The organism is Nocardia sp. NBC_01329, from assembly GCF_035956715.1.
Taxonomy (GTDB): Bacteria; Actinomycetota; Actinomycetes; order Mycobacteriales; family Mycobacteriaceae; genus Nocardia.
The window spans coordinates 1,564,292-1,589,918 of the sequence record NZ_CP108381.1; the positions used below are offsets into that span (position 1 = coordinate 1,564,292).

General features: G+C 68.3%; 14 protein-coding genes. 9 read left to right on the forward strand and 5 right to left on the reverse strand.

The window, feature by feature from the left end; genetic code table 11:
- Positions 1 to 660: a response regulator transcription factor gene (locus tag OG405_RS07280; protein WP_327150851.1), complete on the forward strand. Its 660-nt coding sequence runs from the start codon at positions 1 to 3 to the stop codon at positions 658 to 660.
- Between the two features lie 131 nt (positions 661 to 791).
- Complete coding sequence (locus tag OG405_RS07285) at positions 792 to 1,310, forward strand: FxsA family protein (RefSeq protein ID WP_327150852.1); 519 nt, start codon at positions 792 to 794, stop codon at positions 1,308 to 1,310.
- Positions 1,311 to 1,338: 28 nt separating this feature from the next.
- Here OG405_RS07285 and OG405_RS07290 read toward each other — a convergent pair whose 3' ends face one another.
- A complete protein-coding gene (locus tag OG405_RS07290; RefSeq protein ID WP_327150853.1) occupies positions 1,339 to 1,893 on the reverse strand; it encodes a PadR family transcriptional regulator in 555 nt (184 codons plus the stop codon).
- Between the two features lie 104 nt (positions 1,894 to 1,997).
- Here OG405_RS07290 and OG405_RS07295 point away from each other — a divergent pair, with 104 nt between their 5' ends.
- The gene (locus OG405_RS07295) at positions 1,998 to 2,717 is read left to right on the forward strand and encodes a glyoxalase (protein WP_327150854.1); all 720 of its coding nucleotides are present in this window, start codon (positions 1,998 to 2,000) and stop codon (positions 2,715 to 2,717) included.
- A gap of 59 nt (positions 2,718 to 2,776) precedes the next feature.
- Here OG405_RS07295 and OG405_RS07300 read toward each other — a convergent pair whose 3' ends face one another.
- The gene (locus OG405_RS07300; protein ID WP_327150855.1) at positions 2,777 to 3,178 is read right to left on the reverse strand and encodes a PPOX class F420-dependent oxidoreductase; all 402 of its coding nucleotides are present in this window, start codon (positions 3,176 to 3,178) and stop codon (positions 2,777 to 2,779) included.
- A gap of 123 nt (positions 3,179 to 3,301) precedes the next feature.
- Between OG405_RS07300 and OG405_RS07305 the strand changes: the two genes are divergently transcribed.
- The 5 genes from OG405_RS07305 to OG405_RS07325 all read left to right on the forward strand — a co-directional run bounded on the left by OG405_RS07305 (position 3,302) and on the right by OG405_RS07325 (position 22,378).
- Positions 3,302 to 4,900, forward strand: coding sequence for an amidohydrolase (locus OG405_RS07305; protein ID WP_327150856.1), 1,599 nt, complete (start codon positions 3,302 to 3,304; stop codon positions 4,898 to 4,900).
- 29 nt (positions 4,901 to 4,929) lie between these two features.
- Complete coding sequence (lnt, locus tag OG405_RS07310; protein ID WP_442790673.1) at positions 4,930 to 6,570, forward strand: apolipoprotein N-acyltransferase; 1,641 nt, start codon at positions 4,930 to 4,932, stop codon at positions 6,568 to 6,570.
- 375 nt (positions 6,571 to 6,945) lie between these two features.
- Complete coding sequence (locus tag OG405_RS07315) at positions 6,946 to 20,490, forward strand: non-ribosomal peptide synthetase (protein WP_327150857.1); 13,545 nt, start codon at positions 6,946 to 6,948, stop codon at positions 20,488 to 20,490.
- On the forward strand, positions 20,487 to 21,476 hold the full coding sequence (locus OG405_RS07320) for an ATP-binding cassette domain-containing protein (RefSeq protein WP_327150858.1): 990 nt from the start codon (positions 20,487 to 20,489) through the stop codon (positions 21,474 to 21,476). Before OG405_RS07315 ends, OG405_RS07320 begins: the two co-directional genes overlap by 4 nt.
- A 167-nt stretch (positions 21,477 to 21,643) precedes the next feature.
- Positions 21,644 to 22,378, forward strand: a complete 735-nt coding sequence (locus tag OG405_RS07325) for an ABC transporter permease (protein WP_327152258.1) — start codon at positions 21,644 to 21,646, stop codon at positions 22,376 to 22,378.
- A 101-nt stretch (positions 22,379 to 22,479) separates the two neighbouring features.
- Here OG405_RS07325 and OG405_RS07330 read toward each other — a convergent pair whose 3' ends face one another.
- A complete protein-coding gene (locus OG405_RS07330) occupies positions 22,480 to 22,815 on the reverse strand; it encodes an RNA polymerase-binding protein RbpA (RefSeq protein WP_058855637.1) in 336 nt (111 codons plus the stop codon).
- Positions 22,816 to 23,241: 426 nt separating this feature from the next.
- On the opposite strand from OG405_RS07330, the gene OG405_RS07335 reads away from it, so the two are divergent.
- Positions 23,242 to 23,565, forward strand: a complete 324-nt coding sequence (locus OG405_RS07335) for a hypothetical protein (RefSeq protein ID WP_327150859.1) — start codon at positions 23,242 to 23,244, stop codon at positions 23,563 to 23,565.
- Here the strand turns inward: OG405_RS07335 and OG405_RS07340 are convergent.
- The gene (locus OG405_RS07340) at positions 23,516 to 24,631 is read right to left on the reverse strand and encodes a hypothetical protein (protein ID WP_327150860.1); all 1,116 of its coding nucleotides are present in this window, start codon (positions 24,629 to 24,631) and stop codon (positions 23,516 to 23,518) included. The genes OG405_RS07335 and OG405_RS07340 overlap by 50 nt on opposite strands.
- 108 nt (positions 24,632 to 24,739) lie before the next feature.
- A complete protein-coding gene (locus OG405_RS07345) occupies positions 24,740 to 25,453 on the reverse strand; it encodes a M23 family metallopeptidase (RefSeq protein ID WP_327150861.1) in 714 nt (237 codons plus the stop codon).
- Positions 25,454 to 25,627: the final 174 nt, after the last annotated feature.

Sequence of the window (25,627 nt, forward strand, 5' to 3'; positions counted from 1 at the left end):
GTGCCGATCACCGTGCTCGTTGTGGACGACCAAGAACTGATGCGCGTAGGACTGAAAATGGTGCTCGGCGCCCACCCCGATATCGAAGTGGTCGGTGAGGCGGAGAACGGTGCCATCGCGGTGGCGCGTGCCGCCGAGCTGACCCCCGATGTGGTGCTGATGGATGTCCGGATGCCGGTCGTGGACGGGGTCACCGCTACCGGCCGTATCCTCGAGGCCGTTCGCGGTACCCGGGTCCTGGTGATGACGACCTTCGATCTCGACGAACATGCTCTCGGCGCGCTGCGTGCCGGTGCGAGCGGATTCCTGCTCAAGGACACCCCGCCCGAGGACCTGATCTCGGCCATCCGCAGTGTCGCGGCCGGGGACGCGGTCGTATCGCCCAAGGTCACCAAGCGCCTGCTCGACCGGCTGATCGCCGAAGAGTCCGTACCGTCGCGCGACCCGGCGATGCTGGAGGTGCTGACCGCCCGGGAACGTGAGGTGCTCGAACAGATCGCCGCCGGACGGTCGAACGCCGAGATCGCCGGCGAGCTGTTCCTGTCCGAAGCGACCGTGAAGACACATGTCGGGCGAGTTCTGACGAAGCTGGGCCTGCGCGATCGGGTGCAGGCGGTCGTCCTGGCCTACGAAACCGGGCTGGTGCGGCCGGGCGGCTGAGAGTCCGGGAACCGAGGGGCCGAGATCTGAGAGTCCGGGGCCGTCGGGTTCGGGATCGGGCTCACAAGAACTCGGGAGAAAATCGGACATCTCGTTCGTTGTCCGGGGTAGTCCGACCGAAAGGTTCGCTCATGCCCGTCCTCGGTTTCCTCGTCTATCTCGTCGTCGAGATCGCCGCCTTCACCGCCGCCGTCACCTGGCTCGGCGCGGTTCCCGCGATTCTGCTGCTGATCGTCAGCTCCGCTGCCGGCATGCTGTTGCTCGGATCCCAATGGCGACGGGTGGCCGAACAGTTCCGCCGTGCCTCTCGCGGCGAGATCACCCCCGGTGCCGCAGTCGCCGACGGCGCGCTGGTGGGGTTGGGCAGCTTGCTGATGTTCGTGCCCGGCCTGGTCACCTCGGTGGTGGGCCTGCTGATGCTGCTTCCGCCGACCCGCGCCCTGTTCCGCCCGGTTCTGGCCGCCATGGCCGCGCGACGGGTCGCGAAGATCACCGCCGCGGCGCAGTACCGGCCGACGGTGATCGACGCCGATATCGTCGACGGTGTCGTGGTGAGCGAGTGGTACGCCGACGAACGGCCGAAATCCGGCACCGCTCTGGAGCTGCGTCCGCCGCTACTGGAAAAACGGGACCAGGGCGATCCGGTATAGCCCGGGCCACGGGCGAACGGCGGCTGGGCTATGAATCGTCGGCCATGCGGTATTCGCCCCGTTCCAATCGGGCGAGTACCCCGGCTGTCCAGCCGGTGAGATTGTCGAAGACGCCGCTCCACAGTTCCAGCAGATCGATGGCGTGCGGGGGTTCGTAGCGCCCGGGGTAGTCGTCGGCCATGGCCACCAGATCGTCACGGATAGCGCGGCTGTTGTCGCGTTGTTCGCGCAGTTTCGCGATCACATGGGCGCGCGGCAACGTGTCCATGAATGCGATTCCGGCGCCGAGTTCCTCCATGTCCACGCTGGTCAGCGCCTCGTCCATCCGTTCCAAGAACTCCGCCTCGCCGGCGTCGGTCAGTTCGAACAGGGTCCGGCCCGGTCCGCGGCCGCCGTCCTCGGTGCCCAGCGTGCGCAATTTTCCTTCCTGAGTGAGCTGTTTGACGGCGTGATAGATGGAACCGGGCTGCACATTGGTCCAGGTGTCGGCGCGCCAGGACAGTAGTTCGCGCCGCACCGCGTAACCGTGGGTCGGCTGCTGCCGCCGTGTCACCCCGAGAACCAGCAACCGCACCGCCGCCATCGTCGCTCCTTCCGCTACCGGAACAGTACGGTACTCAAATTTGACTTCCGAACGAAGTCCGATTTAGTCTCAGGTAGTCAAAATTGACTATTGGAAGGGGTCTCATGGGAGATACCGCGGTACCGGTGCTGCCCACCCACGACCTGGCTCGCACGCTCGATTTCTACGGGGTGCTCGGATACACGATCACCCACGAACAGACGAGGCCTTATGTATACGGCGCCGTCACGGCCCACGACTGCGAACTCCACTTCACCGCCGCGCCTGCCGGGGACGGGCCGCCGGAACAGACGCGATGCCTGATCATGGTCGAAGACGTCGCGGACCGTCATCGCGGATTCAGCGCGGCAATACGGGAGCGATTCGGGAAGATCCCCGCACAGGGGCCCGGGCGGATCACCCGCTTCCGTTCCGGGCAGACCCGCTTCAGCCTCATCGATCCGGACGGCAATCGGTTGATCTATATCGAACAGACTGAACCGGAGCACCTCGAGTACGGCGGATCAGCGCAACTGACCGGCCTTGCCCGTGTGCTCGACATCGCCCGGATTCTGCGCGATTCCAAGAACGACGACAAGGCTGCCGAACGGGCGCTCGAATCCGGGCTGCGTCGGCACGGTGCCGAAGCCGGCCCGCTGGACCGGGCCCGGGCATTCGCGGCACTGGCCGAACTGGCCGTCGCACGCGAAAACCCGAAGAAAGCCGCCGAGCGCCGAGCGGACCTGGTGGCGCTCGCGCTGACGGAGGCCGAGCGGGCGGAACTGGCCGCTGAACTCGGGGCGGCGGACGATCTCGAAGATTGGTTGCAGCCACGAGCCGAATGACCCGTCGTGTCCGAGTCGTCGCGTTCCCCTGCGGGCAGCGTCGGCTCGGCTGGTCGCTGCTATTGCGGGGTGGCCGTTTCGTCGTGGAGGGTGAGTTCGATTCCGACAGTGCCGGTTTTCCCGCGGCGCAGCGTGCTGCCCAGCACCACCAGCGGGCCGGTCAGCCAGTACTTGCGGCGGATCAGACGGCGTACGCGAGCACTGTCGTCGGCGTCGAGGACTCGACCGGTCCCGTGGACGACCTCCCCGCGCGGTGTGCCCTTGTAATCACACGGCTGCAGCGTCACCTTCGAGTTGCGCCGCAACCGCTTCACTTTCCAGCTGTCGGTGACGGTCCACACATACAGCTTGTCGTCCGCGGCCACCGCCCACAGCGGGGTCGGCACCGGGGTGCCGTCCTTGCGAAAGGTGGTGAGCAGGACATAGTCGGCCGCGCCGACCGCACCCAGCGTGTTGTTCATGAAATCCAGCGTAATTCGCCGTCCCCGAGCGGGTGATCTCGCGCCGCGATGGCCGGGCTCCGGGCGCACGACGGCGGGACCGGGCCGCGCAACGTGCACGGCGGTGCGGCAGACTGGTTCCTCGTGAGTACGCAGCTGCTGGTCGGAGGCCGGATCTACAGTTCGAGTGCGCCCGATGCCACCGCCATGGCGGTGAACGACGGGGTCGTCGTATGGCTCGGCGCCGACCATGTGGGCCGCGCACTGCATCCGGAAGCCGAGGTCGTCGACCTCGACGGCGCTTTCGTGACCCCCGCCTTCGTGGAACCCCATCTGCACACCACGGCGCTCGGCCTGCAACTCTCGGGTCTCGATCTGTCCGCGGCCCATTCGCTCACCCACTGCCTGGAACTGGTCGCCGAGTACGCCACCCGCCATCCCGGCGGCGCGATCCTGGCCGACGGCTGGGACGAGACCCGCTGGCCGGAAGGCCGCCCGCCGACGGTCGCCGAAGTGGATGCCGCCGCCCGGCCCGGTCAGGCGGTCTATCTGGCGCGGGTGGACGCGCATTCGGCGGTGGCGTCGTCGGCGTTGCTGGACGCGGTCCCCGGACTGAGTTCGGCAGCCGGCTTCGCGGCCGACGAGCCGGTCCGCGCCGAGGCTCATCATCTCGTGCGCGCGGCGGCCCGGGCCCAGCTCACCCGAGAACAACGGGACGCGGCGCGGCGGACCGCACTGGACGCCGCGGCCGCGCACGGGGTAGCGGTGGTGCACGAATGCGCGGGCCCCGATATAGAAGGAGACGCCGATCTGCGCGAGCTGCTCGCCTTCGAACACGGCGTGCAGGTGCGGGCCTACTGGGGGCAGGCGGTCCGCACCGCGGACGAAGCGCGCACGCTGCTGTCCGGACTCGGCGCGCACGGCCTCGCCGGTGACCTGTTCGTCGACGGGTCGATCGGCTCGCATACCGCCTGGTTGCGCGATTCCTACACCGACCGGCCCGGGACCGGTATCTCCTATCTCGATGCCGCGGATATCGCGGCGCATGTGCGGGCCTGCACCGAGGCCGGCGTGCAGGCGGGTTTCCACGCGATCGGTGACGGCGCGCTCGAAGCGGTCGTAGCCGGGTTCGGGCAGGTCGTCGCCGAACTCGGCGGTCCGGCCGTCGCCGCTCGCGGCCATCGGGTGGAACACGCGGAACTGCTCGACACGGCGCATATCGAGGCCCTCGCCTCCTGGGGGGTGATCGCGAGTGTGCAGCCCGCGTTCGATCTCACCTGGGGCGGCACGGAGGGTATGTATGCCGAACGCCTCGGCGCCACCCGCGCCGCCGCCTTGAACCCGTTCTCCGCTATGGCCGCCGCCGGGATCTCGCTGGCCATCGGCTCGGACGCCCCGGTGACGGCTCTCGACCCGTGGACGGCGGTTCGCGCGGCCGTTCATCACCGAACCCCCGGGCACGGTCTGTCCCCACGGGCGGCCTTTGCCGGTGCCACCCGCGGTGCCTGGCGGGCCGGCGGCGTGCGGGACGGGGTCGCGGGCACCCTGGTACCCGGAGCGCCCGCGTCGTACGCGGTATGGGACGCCGGTGAGCTGGTGGTCGCCGCGTCCGCCGATTCGGTCCAGCGGTGGTCCACCGACCCGCGGTCGCGGGTGCCCGGCCTGCCGTCGCTGGCCCCGGACGCCGAACTGCCGCGCTGCCTGCGCACCGTGCACGACGGCGCCACCATCTACAACGCGTGATCTCGGCCCGAGCGGAACAGGACGCAGCAGTGGAACAGGGTGATAGTTCGGCCATTCGGTGGATCGGCGGGCTCACCCGCCACCCGACGCTGGTGCGGTCGGTGGCCGCGGTGCTCGCGGGTGTCCTGCTGTTCGGCAGTTTCCCGCCGCGGCCGTGGTGGTTCCTCGCGCCCGCCGGAATCGCGCTGCTGACACTGGTGGTACGCAGCGGGAGCGGGTTGCGGTCCGGTTTCGGTTACGGCTTCCTCGCGGGACTCGGCTTTTTCCTACCGCTTCTGCCATGGACCGGCATCTACGTGGGTCCGCTGCCGTGGCTTGCGCTGTCCACCGCGTGCGCGGTGTATCTGGGCTTGTTCGGTGTCCTCGGCCGGCTACTCGGACGCCTGCCCGGATGGCCGCTGTGGTTGGCTCTGGCCTGGTCGGCCGCCGAATGGGGGCGGTCGAGTTTCCCGTTCGGTGGGTTTCCCTGGGGAAGGCTGGCTTTCGGGCAGGCCGACGGGTGGTTCCTGTCGCTGGCCGCTTACGGCGGTGCGCCGCTGGTGAGTTTCGCTGTTGCGCTCAGCGGTACCTGCGGGGCGGCGGTGGTGCTGGGATTGCTTCGCGAGACCGGTCTGCTCGGGGGAGCGGCGGTGCGCAACGACGCTGCGTGGCACGGCGCCCGGGTAACGGCGGCGGCAGCCGCGGCGACCTGTGTACTGCTCGCCGGGGCCGGGTTCGGACTCCGTGCGACGCTGCCCGGCCCGATGGACGGTGACCGGACCATCACGGTGGCCGCGATCCAGGGCAGCGTGCCGCGGCTGGGACTGGATTTCAATGCACAGCGCCGGGCCGTACTCGACAATCATGTCCGCCGGACCGAACAACTGGCCGACGAGGTGGCAACCGGTCTGTTTCCGGCCCCGGATGTGGTCATCTGGCCCGAGAATTCGTCCGATATCGACCCGTTGCGCAATCCCGACGCGGCCGCGCTGATCTCGGCGGCGGCCCGCCGGATCTCGGCACCGATCCTGGTGGGTGCTGTGCTGGTCAACGGGGATGGAACCACCACCAATTCGGTAATGGTCTGGACCGCGGAAAGCGGTCCGGAGGACCGCCACGACAAAAAAATAGTACAACCTTTCGGGGAATACCTGCCGATGCGCGGATTCTTTCGTCTCTTTTCGGACTATGCGGACAGGGCAGGATACTTCGTACCTGGTCACGGGGACGGGACAATTCGGGCCGCAGGTACGGAAATCGGGGTGGCAACCTGTTACGAGGTCGCTTTCGATCGTGCTTTTCGAGATTCGCTGCACTCGGGTGCACAATTGCTCGCAGTGCCGACGAACAATGCGACTTTCGGCGATAGTGAAATGACTTACCAGCAACTTGCGATGTCCAGGGTGCGGGCTGTCGAACACGGGCGTTCGCTGGTCGTGGCCGCCACCTCGGGGGTCAGCGCGATCATCGCCGCGGACGGATCGGTGCGGCAGGAGAGCGCGTTGTTCGTGCCCGAGGCACTGGTCGCCGAGGTGCCGCTACGTGATTCGCACACCCCGGCGACTGTGCTGGGGGTGTGGCCGGAGTGGGTCGCCGTGCTCGTGACGGTGGCCGGTGTGCTGATCTCGATCGTCGAGCGGAGAGCCGCCCGCCGCCGGGCGCAGGCCGCCGCGATGCCCGTGCTCGGCTGAGCGCCGAACCGCTTTCTCGTCGTCGGCGGCGGGTCCGCGATGACGCGTGGCTGCCTGTGGTTCTTCCGTTTTGCACCGCGTTTATTTTTTGGTAGCGAGGGGTAAAAATGCTGGCCCTTTGTGCGTAGTATCTAGGCAGCGCCCGGCCCTGCCGGGTAAGAAGTGAAGCGATCTTCCGCGTCTCGGCGTCACCAGCGTGCCGGAATTGGACACTGTGGTCCGATGGCTGTTCCGGCCTCCAGGTAACCATTCGGTTTCGACTGCAATCCATTCACCCTCATGCTCCGAATAACCAGTCGTGAATCACACCCCACGGCCGGTACAGGCCGGTTGCGGGCTGTTCGGGGAGTGTCGAGCTGTAGAACGGAGTGATTGATGAGATCGTCGGCCACCGGGGTCGATAGCAGTTCGCCGGAAGAAATTTCGGCCGAACCGTTTCCGCTCACACCCGCTCAGACGGCGATGTGGTACGCCCAGCGGATCCAGCCGGAGATTCCCCTCGTCGTCGTCGAGTACGTGAAGTTCCACGGTGATCTGGATCCGGGTCTGCTGCTGTACGCGATCGAGCGTTTCGGGGTGGAGACCGAGGTCGGGCTGCAGCGCATCGTGCAGGTCGACGGAGTACCCCACCAGGTGATCGACCCGACGGCGCGACCCGGCTGGGCGCGACTGGATCTGCGATCCGAACCGGACCCGCACGCCGCGGCCCTGGCATGGATGAAGCAGGATGCTCGCACTCCGATCGATTTCGACCACGACCCTCTCATCTTCAACGCCGTACTGCGCACCGGCGAGCGCGACTACATCTGGTACTCCCGCGCCCACCACATCGTCATCGACGGATATGCGGCGATGAACGCCCTGGTCCGGACCGCGGAGATCTATACCGCCTACTACGAGTCCCGGGAACCGTCGGTTTCGCGGGCCACACCGCTGGCCGAGTTGTACGCGGGGGAGAACGAATACCGGCACTCGCAGCGGTTCGACAACGACCGCGCCTACTGGAGCGAAATCCTCGACGGCGCAGGGCAGGTCGTCAGCCTGTCCACGGTCGCCAATCCACCGGCCACCGCGGACGCGGGCCGCCGGCTGGCCACCACGGTTCTCAGCGAGACCACGGAGGCGGCCGTCGCGGCCGCGGCCGCCGAGCGCAACGCCTCCGACCCGACCCTGTTCGCCGCGGCCACGGCCTGCTACGTCCGGTCGATGACGGGTGAGAACGATGTGGTGCTGAGCCTCCCGGTGTCGGCGCGCACCACGGTTTCGCTGCGCCGCTCCGCCGGGGTGGTATCGAATGTGGTGCCGCTGCGGATCCGCTTCGAACCCGATACCACGATCGAGGACGTCGTCCGGGTGGTGGAACGCCAGATCACGGGCGCGCTACGGCACCAGCGCTATCGGCACGACGATATCCGCCGGGACTGCGGCTATGACCGGGACACCCGCGGGTTCTTCGGTCCGATGATCAACATCATGCTGTTCAGCAAGCCGTTGCGTTTCGCCGAATGCGATGTGACAGTGCACGTCCTGGCCACCGGCCCGGTCGAGGACCTGTCGGTCAATCTGTACAACGGCGACGGCGGCCGGGTCCATCTCGATTTCGAGGCCAACCCGCTCCTCTACAGCGACGACGAAGTCGAGACCCACCACCGCAGGTTCCTCGGGTTCCTGGATCGCTTCCTCACCACCGAGATGGACACCGCCGTCCGGGAACTGCCCGTCCTCACCGACTCCGAACAACGGCAGGTGCTGCACACCTGGAACGATACGGCCGCCACCGTCGAATCCGGCACTCTGGCAGATATTTTCGACGCACGAGTCCGCCGGAGTCCGGATGCCGTGGCCCTGGAGTTCGAGGGCGCATCGCTGACCTATCGCGAACTCGACGCCCGGGCGAACCGATTGGCCCGGCTGCTGATCGGGGCGGGGGCCGGACCTGAACGCGTGGTCGGGCTGTGCCTACGGCGCAGCACCGAACTGGTGATTGCCATGTACGCCGTGATCAAGACCGGGGCCGCCTATCTACCGCTGGATCCGGAGCATCCGGTCCAGCGACTGGAGCAGATCGTGGCCAGGTCCCGTCCGGTCGTGCTCCTGGTGGCCGAACAGGACGGCCTCGAACTACCCGGTAATGCCGATCTCGTCCCGGTGGACACCGTCGATCTCCGCGGGCTCGATCCGGCGCCGGTCACCGATGCCGACCGGACCACGGCCCTGCGCGTCGAGCATCTCGCCTATCTGCTGTTCACCTCCGGCTCCACCGGCGCCCCGAAGGGGGTCGGTGTCACCCACGCGGCCATCGTGAACCGGCTCCGCTGGATGCAGCACGAATATCCGCTCGACCACACCGACGCCGTACTGCAGAAGACCCCGGCGACCTTCGACGTCTCGGTATGGGAGTTCTTCTGGCCGTTACAGACCGGCGCCCGGCTGATCGTGGCGCGCCCGGACGGGCACCGCGATCCGGCCTATCTGGCCCGCGTGATCCGCGAGAAACAGGTCACCACGGCGCATTTCGTACCCTCGATGCTGTCGGTATTCGTCACCGACACCGAGGCCGGCGAGTGCGTATCGCTGCGGCGAGTGTTCTGCAGCGGGGAGGCGCTGCCCCCGGCGACCGTGCGCGATTTCCACACCGCCCTACCGGGTACGCAACTGCACAATCTGTACGGACCCACCGAGGCTGCGGTGGACGTCACCTACTGGCATTGCCCGCCCGAACCCGACGTGGTCCCGATCGGGTCCCCGGTATGGAACACCCGCACCTACGTTCTCGACGCGGCGCTGCGCCCGGTCGCACCGGGAGCGGTGGGTGAGCTGTACCTGTCCGGTGTGCAACTGGCCCGGGGTTATCTCGGGCAGGCGCCGTTGACCGCCGAACGGTTCGTCGCGGATCCGTTCGCCCCCGGCACCCGGATGTACCGCACCGGTGACCTGGCGCGCTGGCAGCTCGGCACCGCCGATAGCTCCCGGGGGGTCCTGGAGTATCTGGGACGCACCGATTTCCAGGTCAAGATTCGCGGTCTGCGGATCGAACTCGGCGAGATCGAATCCGCCCTGCTGGCCGATACCCGGATCGCGCGCGCCATCTGCGTGGCCCACCGTGCCCCCGCCGGCGACCAGCTGGCCGCCTATGTGGTGGTTCGCGGTGACGCCGATCTCGACACCGAGGTGATCCGGGCGAGCCTGGCCCGCTCGCTGCCCGGGTATATGGTGCCCGCCACAGTGACCGTGCTGGACGAGCTGCCGCTCAACAGCAACGGCAAGATCGACCGGGCCGCGCTTCCCGCCCCCGGCCCCACCGACCGGCGCGCCCGGACGGCACCGCGCAACGAGGTGGAAGCCGCGCTGGCGACGATATTCGCCGACCTTCTGGGCGTCCCGGAGGTCGGTATCGACGATGGGTTCTTCGAACTGGGCGGAAACTCGCTGGTGGCCGCTCGCGCGGTCGCGCGGATCAATACCGCGCTCGGCACCGCGCTGACCATCCGCGACCTGTTCGAGGCCACCACCATCGCCGCCCTGACCGACCGGTTCTCGGACCACGAACTGGACCCCGCCTCGCCGCAGCTGGTCCCGATGACCAGGCCCGACCGTATCCCGTTGTCGCCGGCCCAGCAGCGCCTGTGGATCCTGAACCGTTTCGCCGAGCACGCCGCCGCCTACAACATGCCGCTCGCGGTCCAGCTCGACGGCATCCTCGATATCGAGGCGCTGGAGGCCGGTCTGCTGGATGTACTGGAACGGCACGAAAGCCTGCGCACCACCTTCCCCGACACCGGTGAAGGGCCGTACCAGCGGATCCATCCGGCCACCGCGTTCGGCCGGGCGCTCGAGGTGATCGAAACGGCCGGTGCCGAGATCGCCGGCCTGGCCACCGAATTCGTCTCCCGCCCGTTCGATCTGCGCAGCGAGTTCCCGGTCCGGGTGGCCCTGTACGCCACCGACAACGACTGCCATGTACTCGTTCTGGTACTCCACCACATCTGTGGCGACGGCTGGTCGGTCGCGCCGCTGGTCCGGGATCTGACCTCCGCGGTCGAGGCGCGGGCGACCGGGCGCGCACCGCAGTGGACCCCACTGCCGGTGCAGTACGCGGATTTCGCGTTGTGGCAGCGGGAATTGCTGGGTGAGGAAACCGATCCGGCGAGCGCCCTCAGTCGGCAGGTGAATCACTGGCGGGCCGAGCTCGCCGGCCTGCCCGATCAACTCGACCTCCCACTGGACCGGCCGCGGCCCGCTCGTCGCTCCACCGAGGGCGGCCGGGTCGAATTCACCATCCCGGCCGGGACCCGGCGCGCGGCAGCGGAACTGGCCGCCGCGCGGGGCGCGAGCATGTTCATGGTGGTGCACGCGGCGCTGGCCACACTGCTGTCCCGGATCTGCGGCAGCACCGATATCGTGATCGGCACCCCCATCGCGGGCCGTACCGATCCGGCGCTCGACGAATTGGTCGGGATGTTCGTCAACACCCTGGTGTTGCGCACCGAGGTCGATCCCGGTGCCGATTTCGACCGGATGCTCGATATCGTCCGGGAAACCGATCTCAACGCCTTCGCCAATGCCGATGTGCCGTTCGAGCGGCTGGTCGAGGTGGTGAACCCGGAACGCTCCGGGGCGCGTCATCCGCTCTTCCAGGTGATGCTGTCCTACGACAACGCCGGCGAACTCGAACTGGCACTGCCCGGGGTGCGCACCGAGATCCTCCCGCTCGACGGCGCCGTCGCGAAATTCGATCTCCAACTCGAAGTGCACGACGACAACTCCGGCGGCGAACTGCGCGCCGAGATCGGTTACGCGACCGATGTGTTCGACGAGCGGACCATCGGCGCGATCGCCCGCCGGTTCGTCGCGGTCCTGGATGCGGCGGTGGGCGATCCGCGGCGGCCCGTCGGCGATATCGAGGTACTCGAGCGGCGGGAGCGCGGCAATCTCGTCCCACTGGCCGGTGGCCCCGCCGAACCGCCGGCCCTGCTGGCCGACCTGTTCGGCCGGTCCGCGGGCCGCGATCCCGACGGGGTCGCCGTTCGCTATCGGGGCAGCGATACCACGTACCGGGAGCTGGACGAACGCGCCAACCGGATCGCGCGGTCGCTGATCGCGCGGGGCGCCGGGCCCGAGACCGTGGTCGCGCTGGCGTTACCACGCGGTCTGGACGCGCTGACCGCGGTCTGGGCGGTCGCCAAGACCGGCGCCGCCTATGTGCCGGTCGACCCGGGTTATCCGCCGGAGCGGATCGCCCATATGCTCACCGATTCCGGCGCCCGGCTCGCGGTCACCGGTCCGGATCAGGCCCCCGCGCTGGCCGAGGTGCCCGGCGCCGTCGAATCGTGGTTGATTCTCGGTTCGCCCGAATTCGAAAAATATTGTGCCGGGGTTTCTTCGGCACCTGTCACGGACGCCGATCGGATCACACCGCTGCGCACCACGCATCCGGCGTACCTCATCTACACCTCCGGTTCCACCGGCACCCCGAAAGCCGTGGTCGTCACCCACGCCGGGCTGGCCTCGTTCGCCGCCGAACAGTGCTACCTGTTCGGCGTGACCCCGAATTCGCGGACCCTGCACTTCTCCTCGCCCAGCTTCGACGCATCGGTTCTCGAACTGCTGCTCGGCTTCGCCTGTGGTGCGACCGTGGTGGTCGCGGCGCCGGATATCTACGGCGGTAACGAACTCGCGGACCTGCTGCGCACCGAGGGCATCACCCACGCCTTCGTCACCCCCGCCGCGCTCGCCACGGTCGATCCGTCGGGACTCGAGGATCTGCACACCGTCATGGTGGGTGGTGAGGCCTGCAGTCCCGAACTCGTGGCGACCTGGGGCGACCGGTACCGCATGCACAATATGTACGGTCCGTCCGAGGCGACGGTGGCCGCGACCATATCCGGACCCATGCGCCCCGGCCGGCCGGTTCCACTCGGCCATCCGGTGCGCGGTATGCGGTTGTTCCTGCTGGATTCCCGGTTGCGTCCGGTCCCGCCCGGCACTCCGGGTGAGTTGTACGTCTCCGGGCTCGGCGTGGCACGCGGCTATCTGGGCCGGCACGTCCTGACCGCGGCACGTTTCGTCCCCAATCCGTACGGTCGGCGCGGCGAGCGGATGTACCGCACCGGCGATCTGGTGGTGGCCGACCGGTCCGGCCGGCTCCGGTTCCTCGGCCGCGCCGACGATCAGGTGAAGCTGCGGGGCTTCCGCATCGAATTGTCCGAGATCGACCATGTGTTGCGCGGTCATCCCGGGGTGCGCTCCGCGCTGACCGTCGTCCACACCGACGCACACGCCCGGCAGCGGCTGGCCGCCTATATCGTCGCCGACGCCGGGCTGGACCCCGCCGAGGTCCGGGCGGCCGTACGTGGGCAGTTGCCCGGCTATATGGTCCCCGACGCCGTCACCGTGCTGCCGGAGTTCCCGAAAGCGCCTTCGGGCAAGCTCGACCGCAAGGCGCTGCCCGAACCGGTGTTCCTGAGCGCGATCGCCACCTCCCGGGCGCCCGCCACCGAGGCCGAACGCCGAGTCGCCGAGGTCTTCTCCGAAGTGCTGGGTTCCGACGTCACCGGCGCCGAGGACGGATTCTTCGATCTGGGCGGCAACTCGCTGCTCGCCACCCGGCTGGTGTCTGCCCTCTACGAACGGTTCGGGGTGGACCTGCCGGTGCGCACGGTGTTCGAGGCGCCGACCGTCGCGGCGATGACCGAACAGCTCCTGCGGACTCCGGCCACCACCCGAATCCCGCTGGCGGCCTACGATCCGCGACCCGAGCGGTTGTCGCTGTCACTGCCGCAGCAGCGGCTGTGGTTCCTGAACCGGTTCGCACCCGAATCCAGTGCGTACAACATCGCTTTCGTTCTCGATATCGAAGGCGAGCTGGATGTCCCGGCGCTGCGGGCGGCGCTCGGCGATATCGTCGACCGGCACGAAGTGCTGCGCACCGTCTTCCCAGACGACGGTGACGGCGCCCAGCAGCGGATTCTCCCGGCCGCATGGGCGCTACCCGCGCTGGAACTACGCGAGACCGATCCGGCCGGGGCCGAGACGGCGCTCCGGGAATCGGCCACCACCGGTTTCGATCTCACGGCGGCAACACCGTTGCGCGCGACACTGTTGCGTATCGGTGCCGACCGGTATCGGCTCGGCGTGGTGGTGCACCACATCGCCGCCGACGGCTGGTCGTTGGCCCCGCTGACCCGCGACCTGGCCCTGGCCTATCAGTCCCGGCGAGCCGGTGACCGACCGCAGTGGTCGCCGCTGTCGGTGCAGTACGCCGATTTCGGGCTCTGGCAGCGTGAGCACCTCGGTGACGCCGGCGATCCGGACAGCCTGGCCGCGCGTCAGCTCGGCTACTGGCGCGAGCAGCTCGCGGGTCTGCCCGACGAACTGCCGCTGCCCTACGACCGGCCCCGCCCGGCCGAACCCGAACACACGGCCGCATCGGTGCGCCGCGCGATTCCGGAGTCGGTGCGCGGCGCACTCGCCGAGGTCGCGCGGGCACAGGGCGTGAGCTCGTTCATGCTGCTGCGCTCGGCACTCGCGGCGCTCTTGCGCTCGGTCACCGGTGGCCGCGATATCGCCATCGGTACTCCGGTCGCCGGCCGCACCGATCGCCGGCTCGACGAGCTGGTCGGGATGTTCGTCAACACGCTCGTACTGCGCTCACAAGTCGACCCGGCTCGTCCGTTCACCGATCTGCTGCGCGCCGACCGGGATACCGAACTGGCCGCGCTCGCGCACGCCGATATCCCCTTCGAGCAGGTCGTGGGCGCTCTCGGCCACGACCCCCGCGCCACCGGTCGCCACCCGCTGTTCCAGGTCGCGCTCACCGTGCAGGACACGCCGGTGCCCACGCTGGAACTCCCCGGGCTCTCGGTGGACGCGGCCGCGCTCGATATCGCGCGCGCCAAATTCGACCTGGAGCTGCGGGCCGGCGATCTCGCCGACGGTGAGCTCGAATTCGTCTACGCCGACGAACTGTTCGACGCGGCGACGGTAGAAACCCTGGCGGACCGTTTCCTCCGGGTACTCACCGCGATCGCCGCGCGGCCCACTGCGCCGGTCGGCGATATCGACACTCGCACCGATACCGAACGCGACACACTGTGCCCGGCCCGCGGCCCCGTCCCCGGGATCCCGCGTACCCTGAGCGCCCTGTTCGGTGCCACCGTGCTGGCCCACGGCCCGCGTCCGGCGCTGTACGAAGACGAGACAGTGCTCACCTACGCCGAACTCGACCGTCGCGCCAACCGTTTGGCGCGGGCATTGATCCGGCGTGGGCTCGGCACCGGTGACAAAGTCGCGCTGGGGCTCACCCGGTCGGCGGATTCGGTGACGGCGGTGCTCGCCATCACCAAATCCGGTGCCGCGTTCGTACCGGTGGACCCGAACTATCCGGCCGAACGGGTCGCCCATATGCTCGCCGACTCGGGTTGTTCGATCGGTATCACCCGGACCGGTCACGCCGAACGGTTGCGCGCGGCGGGCGGCGCCGAGATCGACTGGTTGCTGCTGGATTCCCCGGCCGGTCGCAGCGAGATCGGCGGCGAGACAGCGGGCCCGGTGACCGACCGGGACCGCGTACGCCCCGTCCGGGTCGGCGATCCGGCCTATCTCATCTACACCTCCGGGTCCACCGGAAAACCCAAGGGCGTCACGGCGACCCACGGATCGCTCGCCGACCTCGCCGACGAGTTCCGGGATCGGCTCGCGGTGAACCCCGGCGCTCGGACCCTGCACTTCTCCTCGCCGAGTTTCGACGCGGCGGTCCTGGACCTGCTGCTCGCGATCGGCGCCGGTGCCGCCATGGTGATCGTGCCGCCGGAGGTCTACGGCGGCGACGAGCTGGCCGAGCTCATGACCCGTGCCGAGGTGACGCACACCTTCATCACTCCGGCCGCGCTCGCCACCATCGACAACGAGCGCTGGCCGTTGCCCGCGCTGCGGGGTCTGATGGTGGGCGGCGAACATCTCGGGCCGGAGCTGGTGGCGCGCTGGGCACCCGGTCGCCGCATGTTCAACGCCTACGGGCCCACCGAGACCACCGTCGTCGTCTCGATGACACCGGTGGCCGTGGACCGTCCCGCCGAACTCGGCGGACTGATCCGCGGGACCCGCGCCCTGGTCCTCGACGAACGCCTGCGGCCCGTACCCACGGGAGTGCCGGGCGAGCTCTATCTGGCCGGCCCCGGGCTGGCCCGCGGCTATCACGAACGGTTCGGGCTCACCGCTGCCCGGTTCATCGCCGACCCCTACGGACCGTCCGGTGCCCGGCTCTACCGCACCGGTGATGTCGTTCGTTGGACCCGTGAAGGCGGTCTGCGCTATCTGGGTCGCAGCGACAACCAGGTGAAGATGCGCGGTTTCCGGATCGAGCTCGGTGAGATCGCCGGTGCGCTCACCGCGCATCCGGCCGTGCACTTCGCTCATGTGGAAGTGCGCCGACTCGGCGATTCGGACCGGCTGGTCGCCTATGTGCACCCGGCCGATCCCGCACAGCGGCCCGAACCCGAGGAACTGCGGGATCATCTGAATCAGCGTCTGCCCCGGCATATGGTCCCGGCCGCGTTCACCCTGCTCGACGAGATCCCGCTGACCCCGGTCGGCAAATTGGATATCGCGGCCCTGCCCGAGCCCGAGCCGCTGTCGCCGGCCACCTCCGGCCGCGCACTCGGTTCGGATACCGAACACCGGGTCGCCGCCGTCATGGGTGAATTGATCGGAACCACGATCACCGACGCGGACGAGAGTTTCTTCGATATCGGCGGCAACTCGCTGCTGGCCACTCAGCTGGTGGGGCGCCTCGACGCGGCCACCGGGGTCCGGCTGCCGGTGCGTGCGGTGTTCGCCGCACCGACGGTTGCCGAACTCGCGGCCCGCCTCGACGGCGAAACCGCCGGTACCGGGGCCGCCCTGGTCCGCCGGGAACGGCCCGAGCGGATTCCACTGTCGGCTGCGCAGCGACGGTTGTGGTTCCTCAACCACTTCGGCGGCTCGGACGGTGGTGCCTACAACATCCCGGTTGTGCTGCGGCTGCGCGGCCCGCTCGATCATCCGGCCCTGCGTCGCGCGCTGCACCTGCTACAGGAACAGCACGAAACGCTGCGCACGGTGTTCCCCGAGATCGACGGGGAGCCGGCCCAGGTGGTACTCGAACCCGCCGAAGCCGCTCTGCCGCTGCAGACACCGGTGGCCGACGACGCGGGTCACGGCGCCGCGATAGAACGGTTCATCGCCCCAGGCTTCGATCTGTCCGCCGAAATACCCTTGCGCGCAGCACTGTTCGTGGTGGCACCGGATGAGCACGTCCTGGTGCTCGTGGTCCACCACATCGCGATGGACGGCTGGTCGCTGGAACCGCTCGCGGCCGATGTGGCGGCGGCCTATCGGGCGATCCGGCTCGGTGGCGATCCGCAGGCCGATACCGAGCAGCTCCAGTACGTCGACTACACGCTGTGGCAGCAGGAACTGCTCGGTGACGAGGCCGATCCGGCCTCGCCTATCCGCCGCCAGCTCGATTACTGGCGCACCCGGCTGGAGGGACTGCCCGAACTGCTCGCGGTTCCCGCCGACCGACCGCGCCCGCCGGTGCCGTCCTATCGCGGCGGCACCGTGCAACAGTGGGTCGACGCCCGGGTGCACCGGGAACTGCGTGATCTGGCCGCGCGCCACAATGTGAGCCTGTTCATGGTGCTGCACGCCGCGCTGGCGGTGCTGTTGCACCGGATGACCGGAGTCGGCGATATCGCCGTCGGGACCCCGGTCGCCGGACGCGGCCGCCCCGAACTCGACCGGATGATCGGTATGTTCGTCAACACGCTGGTCCTGCGGACCCCGGTGGCGCACGACGATCGCTTCACCGAACTGCTCGATACCGTGCGCGATACCGATCTCGACGCGTTCGGGCACGCGGACCTGCCGTTCGAACGGCTGGTCGAGGTGCTCAATCCGGCGCGTTCCCAGGCCCACCACCCACTGTTCCAGGTGATGCTGTCGGTGCGTGACGAACCGGTGCGAGCCCTGGAGCTGCCGGGGCTGAGTATCGAGGCGGTGGATATCGACGCGGGTATCGCGAAGTTCGATCTCCAGTTCACTCTCACCGAATCCCGGACCGCCGATCGTTCGCCGGACGGCATCAGCGTGGCCGTGAACTACAGCGGGGACCTTTTCGACGAACCGACCGCGGCCAGGCTCAACCGTCGCCTGGTCCGGTTGCTCGCCGCCATCGCCGCCGACCCGGCGGTGGTCGTCGGTGACCTGGAACTGCTGGAACCCGAGGAGTGGTCGGCTCTGGCGCCGCTGCGCCGCGCCGATCCCGACCAGCCGTGCACGCTGGCCGAGGTGTTCGCCGCGGCGGTGCGCACCGACCGGCAGGCCGTGGCGCTGGCGGGGGCCGGGGTGGAGATCACCTACGACGCGCTCGATCGCTGGAGCAATCGACTGGCCCGAGTGCTCGTGGGCTACGGTGTGGGACCGGAAACACTGGTGGCACTGGGTATTCCGCGGACCGTCGAATCGGTGGCCACGGTATTGGCGGTTACCAAGACAGGCGCCGCCTTCGTCCCGGTGGATCCCGGCTACCCTGCCGCCCGGATCACCCATATGCTCTCCGATTCCGGTGCGGCCCTTGGCCTCACCCTGGCCGAATACCGTGACCGGTTGCCGGAGGAGGTCCGCTGGCTGGCGCTCGACGATTCCGAGATCCGCGAACAGGTCTTGCGGGCATCCAGCGCGCCGATCACCGACGCGGAGCGGATCGCCCCGCTGCGGATGGACAACCCGGCCTACGTGATCTACACCTCCGGTTCCACCGGAACACCCAAGGGCGTGGTGGTCACTCATCGCGGGCTGTCCAACTTCGCCGCGGAGACCGCGCACCGCTTCGATGTCCGGCCGGGAAGCCGGATCCTGCATTTCGCGACCCCCAGTTTCGACGCCGCCATGCTGGACCTGCTCTTCGCGCTCGGTGGTGCGGCCACCCTGGTACTCACCCCGCACGGAGTGGTCGGTGGAGCGGAACTGGCTCGGGTGCTCATCGCGGAACGGATCACGCACGCCTTCATCACCACGGCCGCGCTCGCCACCGTCGATCCGGAGGGCATCACCGATTTCCGGCACGTCCTGGTCGGCGGCGAGGCACTGCCGGCCGAGGTCGTCGCGCGCTGGGCGCCGGGGCGTAACCTGCACAACGTCTACGGGCCCACCGAAACCACCATCGTCACTGTGATGTCACCGCCGCTGGTACCCGGTGGACCGATCCCGATCGGTGAACCGATCCGCGGTGTCGCGGCCATGGTGCTCGACGCCCGGCTGCGCCCGGCCCCGCTCGGCGTCACCGGCGAGTTGTATCTGGCCGGTGGCGCACTCGCCCGCGGGTACCACGACCGGCCGGGCCTCACCGCCCAGCGGTTCGTGGCCAACCCGTACGGGAAGCCGGGGGAGCGGATGTACCGCACCGGCGATCTGGTGCGTATCCGCACCGGCGAGCACGGCGGTCCCGGCGATATCGAATACGTCGGCCGGACCGACCATCAGGTGAAGATTCGCGGATTCCGGATCGAACTGGGTGAGATCGACGCGGCGCTGAGCCGGCATCCGGCGGTCGAGTTCTCCTATACCGCGGGGCATCGCACCGCCGCGGGGGCCACCGCACTCGTGTCGTATGTGAAGGCGGGATCGGACACCACCGCGGCCGAGCTGACCGCGCATGTGTCCGAACTGGTACCCAATTACATGGTTCCGCAGTCGATCATGCTGATCGACCGGCTGCCGCTGACCCCGGTCGGCAAACTCGACCGGGCCGCCCTGCCCGATCCGGTGTTCACCACCGCCGAGGGCTACCGGGCACCCGCCACCCCAGTGGAAGCCGCGCTGTGTCAGGTCTTCGCCGATGTGCTCGGGGTCGAACGCGTGGGTGCCGGGGACGGATTTTTCGAACTGGGCGGTAATTCGCTGCTCGCCACGAAGGTTGTCGCCCGGGCCCGCGAGGCCGGATACGAACTGCCGATGCAGCTGCTGTTCGGCGAATCCACCCCGGCGGCACTGGCCGCACGGCTGGGCGACGGTACCGCCGCCGACGCGATGGCGATGGCCCTCGCCCCACTGCTGCCGTTGCGCCCGGATACCGGCACCGGCCGGCCGCCGTTGTTCTGTGTGCATCCCGCCATCGGCCTGGCCTGGTGCTATGCCGGATTGCTGGCCGAACTTCCCGCCGATCAGCCGGTCTACGGCCTGCAGGCGCCGCAGGCGAGCGGAAAACCCGGATTCGGTTCGATCGGCGAGGCGGCCGAGCATTACATCGCCCACATCAAGACCGTGCAGCCGCACGGCCCCTACCAGCTCCTCGGCTGGTCGCTGGGCGGTCTGATCGCGCACGAGATCGCGGTCCGATTGCAGGCGGCCGGGGAGGAGGTCGCGCTGCTCAGCATGCTGGACAGTTACCGGCTCTCCGACGAACTGGCCGCCGACGCCGTACCCACCGTCGCCGAGATCCTGGGCGAATTCGGCGGCGATCTCCTCGCCGACGGGACCGAACCGACCCTGGCCGAGGCCGCCGAACTGCTGCGGTCACGTCCGGGACCGTTCGCGGCGCTCACCCTGGACCACCTGGAACGGCTGTACGCCGGTTACGCCGACGGCACCGTCCAGGCCAACGGGTTCAGTCCGGGGGTGTTCCACGGTGACCTGCTGTTCTTCGCCGCCGCGACCGATCCGGTGAACCTCGCCGCAGCCGACCGCGAACCAGGGGCCTGGCGGGGCTTCGTCACCGGTTCGGTGCACCCGCACGATATCGCCTGCACCCACGCGGAGATGACGACCGCGGAATCGCTGGCCGTGATCGGACCCGTGCTCCGGAAGCATCTCGGTGATCGGGGCCCCGCGACGGACGAACGATCACAGCCCGATGTCGAAACGAAGGAGAACGCTCAGTGAAGCCCGCAGTGCAGATCACCGGTCTGGTGAAGAACTACGGCCGGGTCTGCGTTTTGGACGACTTCGATCTCGAAATCCCCGAAGGCACGGTGATGGGGCTACTCGGCCCCAACGGCGCGGGTAAGACCACCGCGGTCCGGATCGTCACCACCCTGCTACGGCCGAACGCCGGGTCGGTCCGGGTCGCCGATATCGATGTGCTGCACGATCCGGCCGGGGCGCGCAAGCTCATCGGATTGTCCGGTCAGTACGCGGCGGTGGACGCCAACCTCACCGGTTACGAGAACCTGCGCATGGTCGCGCGGCTCTACGGGATGTCGCGCGAACGCGCCATCGCCCGGGCCCGGGAACTACTGGGCGAATTCGGGCTCGAGGACGCGGCGGATCGCCGCGCCGGAACCTACTCCGGCGGGATGACCCGGCGCCTCGATCTGGCCGGTGCCCTGGTCGCCCGCCCGCCCGTGGTGGTTCTCGACGAGCCGACCACCGGACTGGATCCCCGGGCCCGCAACGATATGTGGCGGGTTATCGGCGAACTCGTCAGCGACGGCACCACGGTCCTGCTGACCACTCAGTATCTCGAGGAAGCCGATCGGCTGGCCGATCAGATCACGGTGATCGACAAAGGCCGGGTGATCGCTCGCGGTTCCGCGGACGAACTCAAATCCTCGATCGGCGGGGACCGTCTCACCGTCACCCTGAGCCCCGGACAGGATCCGGCGCCGGCCCTGCGGGTCCTCGCCGAAATCGGTATCGGTGAACCCGCGCACGAGGCGAGTGTCGACGAGGTGTCGGTAGTGGTCGCCGGCGGTTCCCGAACCATGGTCCAAGCGCTGCGCCGGCTCGACGACGCAGATGTGAATGTCGTCGACGCCCGGGTGCACCGGCCCAGCCTCGACGATGTCTTCCTGTCCATCACCGGCTCCCCGGCGCTGCCGGACACCGAGCCGGAAGCCAGTGACGTACCCGAGGAGATAATGTCGTGAGCACCGCAGAAGTCGCGGTCGAATCCGAAACCACCAGCCCGACCGATGAGACGGAGGCGGAACTGGCACACGCGACGGGCTCGCATCGAATTCCGAAGTCCACCGAACCCCGGTTCCGGTTCTTCCGGGACAGCGCGATCGTGGCGCATCGCAATCTGCTCACCATCATGCGGGTGCCGACATTGCTGGTCACCGCCACGGTGCAGCCGCTGATGTTCGTCTTCCTCTTCGCCTACGTGTTCGGCGCCTCACTCGGCGGTGGTGAGTACCGCGAGTTCCTGATCGCCGGGATCATGGCCCAGACCGTCGCCTTCAGCGCCGCGTTCACCACGGTGGGGCTGGCAGGTGACCTGGAGAAGGGCATTATCGACCGGATGCGCTCACTGCCCATGTCCCGGCTGGCGGTGCTGATGGGCCGCACGCTTTCGGACCTGGTGGTGAGCATGGTCAGCCTGCTGGTGATGACCATATGCGGTTATATCGTCGGCTGGAGCATCGAAGGGACCGTGGCCGGTGCCGTACTCGCCTACGCGGTGCTCCTGCTGTTCGCGTTCGCGATGTCGTGGGTCGGCGCGCTCACCGGTCTGCTCGCGCCGAACGTCGAAGTAGCCCAGAGCGCCGGTCTGATCTGGCTGTTCCCGCTGTCGTTCATCTCTTCGGCGTTCATCTCGGCCCAGACCCTGCCCGGTCCGCTGGCCACCATCGCCGAATGGAATCCGATCACCGCGGTCGCGGCGACCGGCCGGAAATTGTTCGACAACAGCGCACCCCCGACCTTCGTCCCCGCGACCGGCTGGCCGGCCGAGCACTGCGTCGAATACGCGATCATGTGTTCGGGGGCTATTCTGCTGATCGCCATCCCGCTGGCGTTGTTGCAGTACCGCCGGGTGGCCAGCCACTGAGCCCTGCTCACGGAAACAACTGAGCCCGGACCACGACAAAGGCCGTGTCCGCCGGAATTCCGGCGGACACGGCCTTTGCCGTCGACGAGTTGCCCGGGCACTCAGCCCCGGCGACGGGTCTTGAGCAGTTCCAGCCGCTCCTTGAGCAATTCCTCGAGCTCCTCTTTACTCCGCCGTTCCAGCAGCATGTCCCAATGTGTGCGCGGCGGCTTCACCTTCTTCGCCTCCTGCGTGGTGCCTTCGAGCAGCACGCCTTCCTGGCCGTTGCGGCACAACCAGGTCGGCGGGATCTCGGCGTCGTCGGCGAAGGGGACATCGAACTCTTCGCCATTGTCGGTCCGGTACCGGGCGATCCGGCGGGGTGCCAGATCATGGTCGCGGTCGGTTTCGTAGCTCACCGCTCCGAGCCGGCTGCCCCGGAGTACGCGATCTGCCATCTGTACAGGTCCTCTCTGTGTTGTCGGCGCGTTGCCGCGCGCGGGCTCGCAGTTCCCTGCCGCTCGGCTCCGGTGTTCCGGAGCGGAAACACCTGTGGCGTATCCGCTGCGCGGGCACCGGAACCCGTGCCGGGGCGCGAACCGGTGGGTCGACCCCTGTCGTTCTGCTACCGCGTCCTCGTGGGTCGCGTTTCGCCGGCCGTTATCGTCCGCCGACCGTTCGGGTCACATGCGCGGTCCGTTCGCTGTGTCACGAATCGTGGACTCGTGCCGGTCCAGGCCGTGCGCCCTGTTCATGTCAACGTTCGTGAGGGTCTTTCCGTTCCCAGTTCGGGAGAGCCTTGTAATTGTACGGGGTTCCGCGAACAGGGGTTGCGCGGTGTGCGGTGTGTGCTCCTGCGAGAGTGCCTATTAGGGTGTCGGGTCATGTCGCGCCGGTTGGAGTCGTGCCTGTGGTGTGGTCGGGAGATAGTGGATGCCGAAGCGGGGCGGCGGCGCCGTTACTGTCGGCAGTCCTGTCGTCAGCGTGCCTATGAACATCGCAACAATGTGAAGGGCACTGGGATCCCCGCCGATTCGGTGGTGCTCAGTGCCGCGGAGGCCACCGCGCTGGCCGACCGCTGGTTCGCCGCACGCTGTGCCGCCGAGGATGTGGCGACCGCGGTCGACGAGGGCGCCGACCGGGACGAGCTCGCTCGACTCAGCGTGGTGCTGGTCGAACTGGCTCGGGACGCGGAACGGTTGCGCTGACCTGGGTCGAAACGCGCTGTAGGACCGGGTGCGTGGCGTGCTCGGTTTCCGGCTCCGAGGTGAACCGCAGGACCGTGGCGGTGAGAATCGTAACCAGTGCCCCCAGGCCGAGCGCAGTGAGCAGGGTGGTGTTATCAGGGTCTACGAGAGACTGTCCGCGCATCGCCTGCCAGAATGTGATCGCCTGTAACCCACCCCAGCCGAGGATCACCACCCCGATCAACTGGCTGCGGGTCCGGGCCGGTCGCAGCCGGGGGAAGCGCGCCGCGCACCACGCCAGCACCACCACTGCGGCCAATACCACCTGGATTCCGTGCAAGCCGATGAAATGCGGAATGCGCAGATCCCCGCCCAGGGTGCTCCAGTGCGTTATCGGCATCCCCGCCACCGCGTCCGGTGCGCCCACCGCCTGCCGGGTAGCGGCGTCGACGACGGTATGCCCGGCAGCCAGTTCTACGAGGCGGCCGTCCGAGGTGCGAGTGAGCTGAGTACCGGTGAAACCCATGAGGTAGCCCAGCGCCATCGAGACCACCGCCATGACCAGGCCGCCACGAATCGCCCAGACCGTCGGCCGATCCGCGCCCGGACGTATCGAAACGATCACGGCGATCAACAGATTCGCCAGGAAGAGTCCCGGTACCCCGGAGGCGAACACTTTCTGCCCGATCTCGTTGACCGCATCGGTTTCGGTGTTGAAATGGCTGAAGGTACCGCGTGCGGCCTGGATCACGACGAATCCGACATCCACGAACGCGGTGGCGGAGAACACGACACCCAGCCACCAGGTGACCCGCCGGCCGCGGTGCGGCAGTGACAGCAGCCATGCCAAGGTCAACGAATAGAGCAGGAACGCCACCCCGAATTTGACCGGTTTGAGCCACACCGACTCGCCGAGCAGGACGCGATCGTCGACGACCATCGCGATCAGGCCCACAATCACCAGACCGGCCATTGCCGCGGAACTGAGCAGCAAAGGCCGGTGCAGGCGTCCGATCACCCGACAGAGATCGGAAGTTGTGGGGCGTTCGGAACGAGCCGGTACGCCGCGGAGCAGGACTACGGACATGCAACCGACGGTAGGAACGGGGATCCGGCCGCTGCGTCCCGCTACGGGACTGTGTGCGGCCGGTACCCCGGTACGCCGGGGCCCCGTCGGGTGGGTCAGAGGTAAGGGTCAGTCGGGGATATTGCCCAGATCGAGGCCGCGCCCGGCGAGATAGGGGGCCGGGTCGACCGGGCCGATACCGGGCTGGTGGACCTCGTAGTGCAGGTGCGGTCCGGTGGATTGGCCGCGGCTGCCGACGGTGGCGATCACGTCACCGGCGCGCACGGGCTGGCCGACCGACACCAGGATGTCCTGCATATGGCCGTACACGCCGACGCTGCCGTCGTCCTGCTGGACGCGGACCCACAGCCCGAATCCGGTGGCGGGGCCGGCCTCGATCACGACACCGTCGGTGACCGTCCGGATCGGTGAACCCATATTGGCGGCGAAGTCGATGCCGTTGTGGGCGGTGCCCCAGCGTGCCCCGAAGCCCGAGGACACTACGCCGTCGGCCGGGTATACCGTGGTCGGTCGCGGCGGTTCGAAGAACGGGAACGGGAACGAGACCGGGGCGGGTTGAGCGGCCTGATGGGGATCCCAGGCGGCGGGGTCGTGCGAGGTGGCGGGCCGCTCGGCGGGCGCGCGGTCGGCCCGGTCGGCCGGGGCCTCCGAGGTGGCGGCCACCGGGGTGATCTGTTCGTTACCGGAATCGGCTCCTGCGGCGAACAGGCCGAAACCGGCGCAAAGGGCGGTCGAGGTGGCGACGACCTGCGTCGTGATGTTGCGACGGCCGATCGGCGGCACCGTGAACTTACGGAAAGGTAACGGAAGGGTCACGGGCATGGTTACAAGCTAGGGGACCGACACGCCGATCCAGCAAGCATGTGGCAACCGTCACGTTTGCGCATAAGCCCAGGTCGAGTATTACCGAACGGTAACGAAAACTTGGAAATCGGTCGACGAGCTGCACAAATGAGACATTGATCTAGATTTGACCGGAGTGTGCCAGAAGATCGA

Excerpts from the sequence above, each read along its gene's own strand:
- OG405_RS07285 (WP_327150852.1), top strand. The coding sequence starts at position 792 with ATGCCCGTCCTCGGTTTCCTCGTCTATCTCGTCGTCGAGATCGCCGCC.
- OG405_RS07290 (WP_327150853.1), bottom strand. The coding sequence starts at position 1,893 with ATGGCGGCGGTGCGGTTGCTGGTTCTCGGGGTGACACGGCGGCAGCAG.
- OG405_RS07295 (WP_327150854.1), top strand. The coding sequence starts at position 1,998 with ATGGGAGATACCGCGGTACCGGTGCTGCCCACCCACGACCTGGCTCGC.
- OG405_RS07300 (WP_327150855.1), bottom strand. The coding sequence starts at position 3,178 with ATGAACAACACGCTGGGTGCGGTCGGCGCGGCCGACTATGTCCTGCTC.
- OG405_RS07315 (WP_327150857.1), top strand. The coding sequence starts at position 6,946 with ATGAGATCGTCGGCCACCGGGGTCGATAGCAGTTCGCCGGAAGAAATT.
- OG405_RS07325 (WP_327152258.1), top strand. The coding sequence starts at position 21,644 with ATGCGGGTGCCGACATTGCTGGTCACCGCCACGGTGCAGCCGCTGATG.
- OG405_RS07330 (WP_058855637.1), bottom strand. The coding sequence starts at position 22,815 with ATGGCAGATCGCGTACTCCGGGGCAGCCGGCTCGGAGCGGTGAGCTAC.
- OG405_RS07335 (WP_327150859.1), top strand. The coding sequence starts at position 23,242 with ATGTCGCGCCGGTTGGAGTCGTGCCTGTGGTGTGGTCGGGAGATAGTG.
- OG405_RS07340 (WP_327150860.1), bottom strand. The coding sequence starts at position 24,631 with ATGTCCGTAGTCCTGCTCCGCGGCGTACCGGCTCGTTCCGAACGCCCC.
- OG405_RS07345 (WP_327150861.1), bottom strand. The coding sequence starts at position 25,453 with ATGCCCGTGACCCTTCCGTTACCTTTCCGTAAGTTCACGGTGCCGCCG.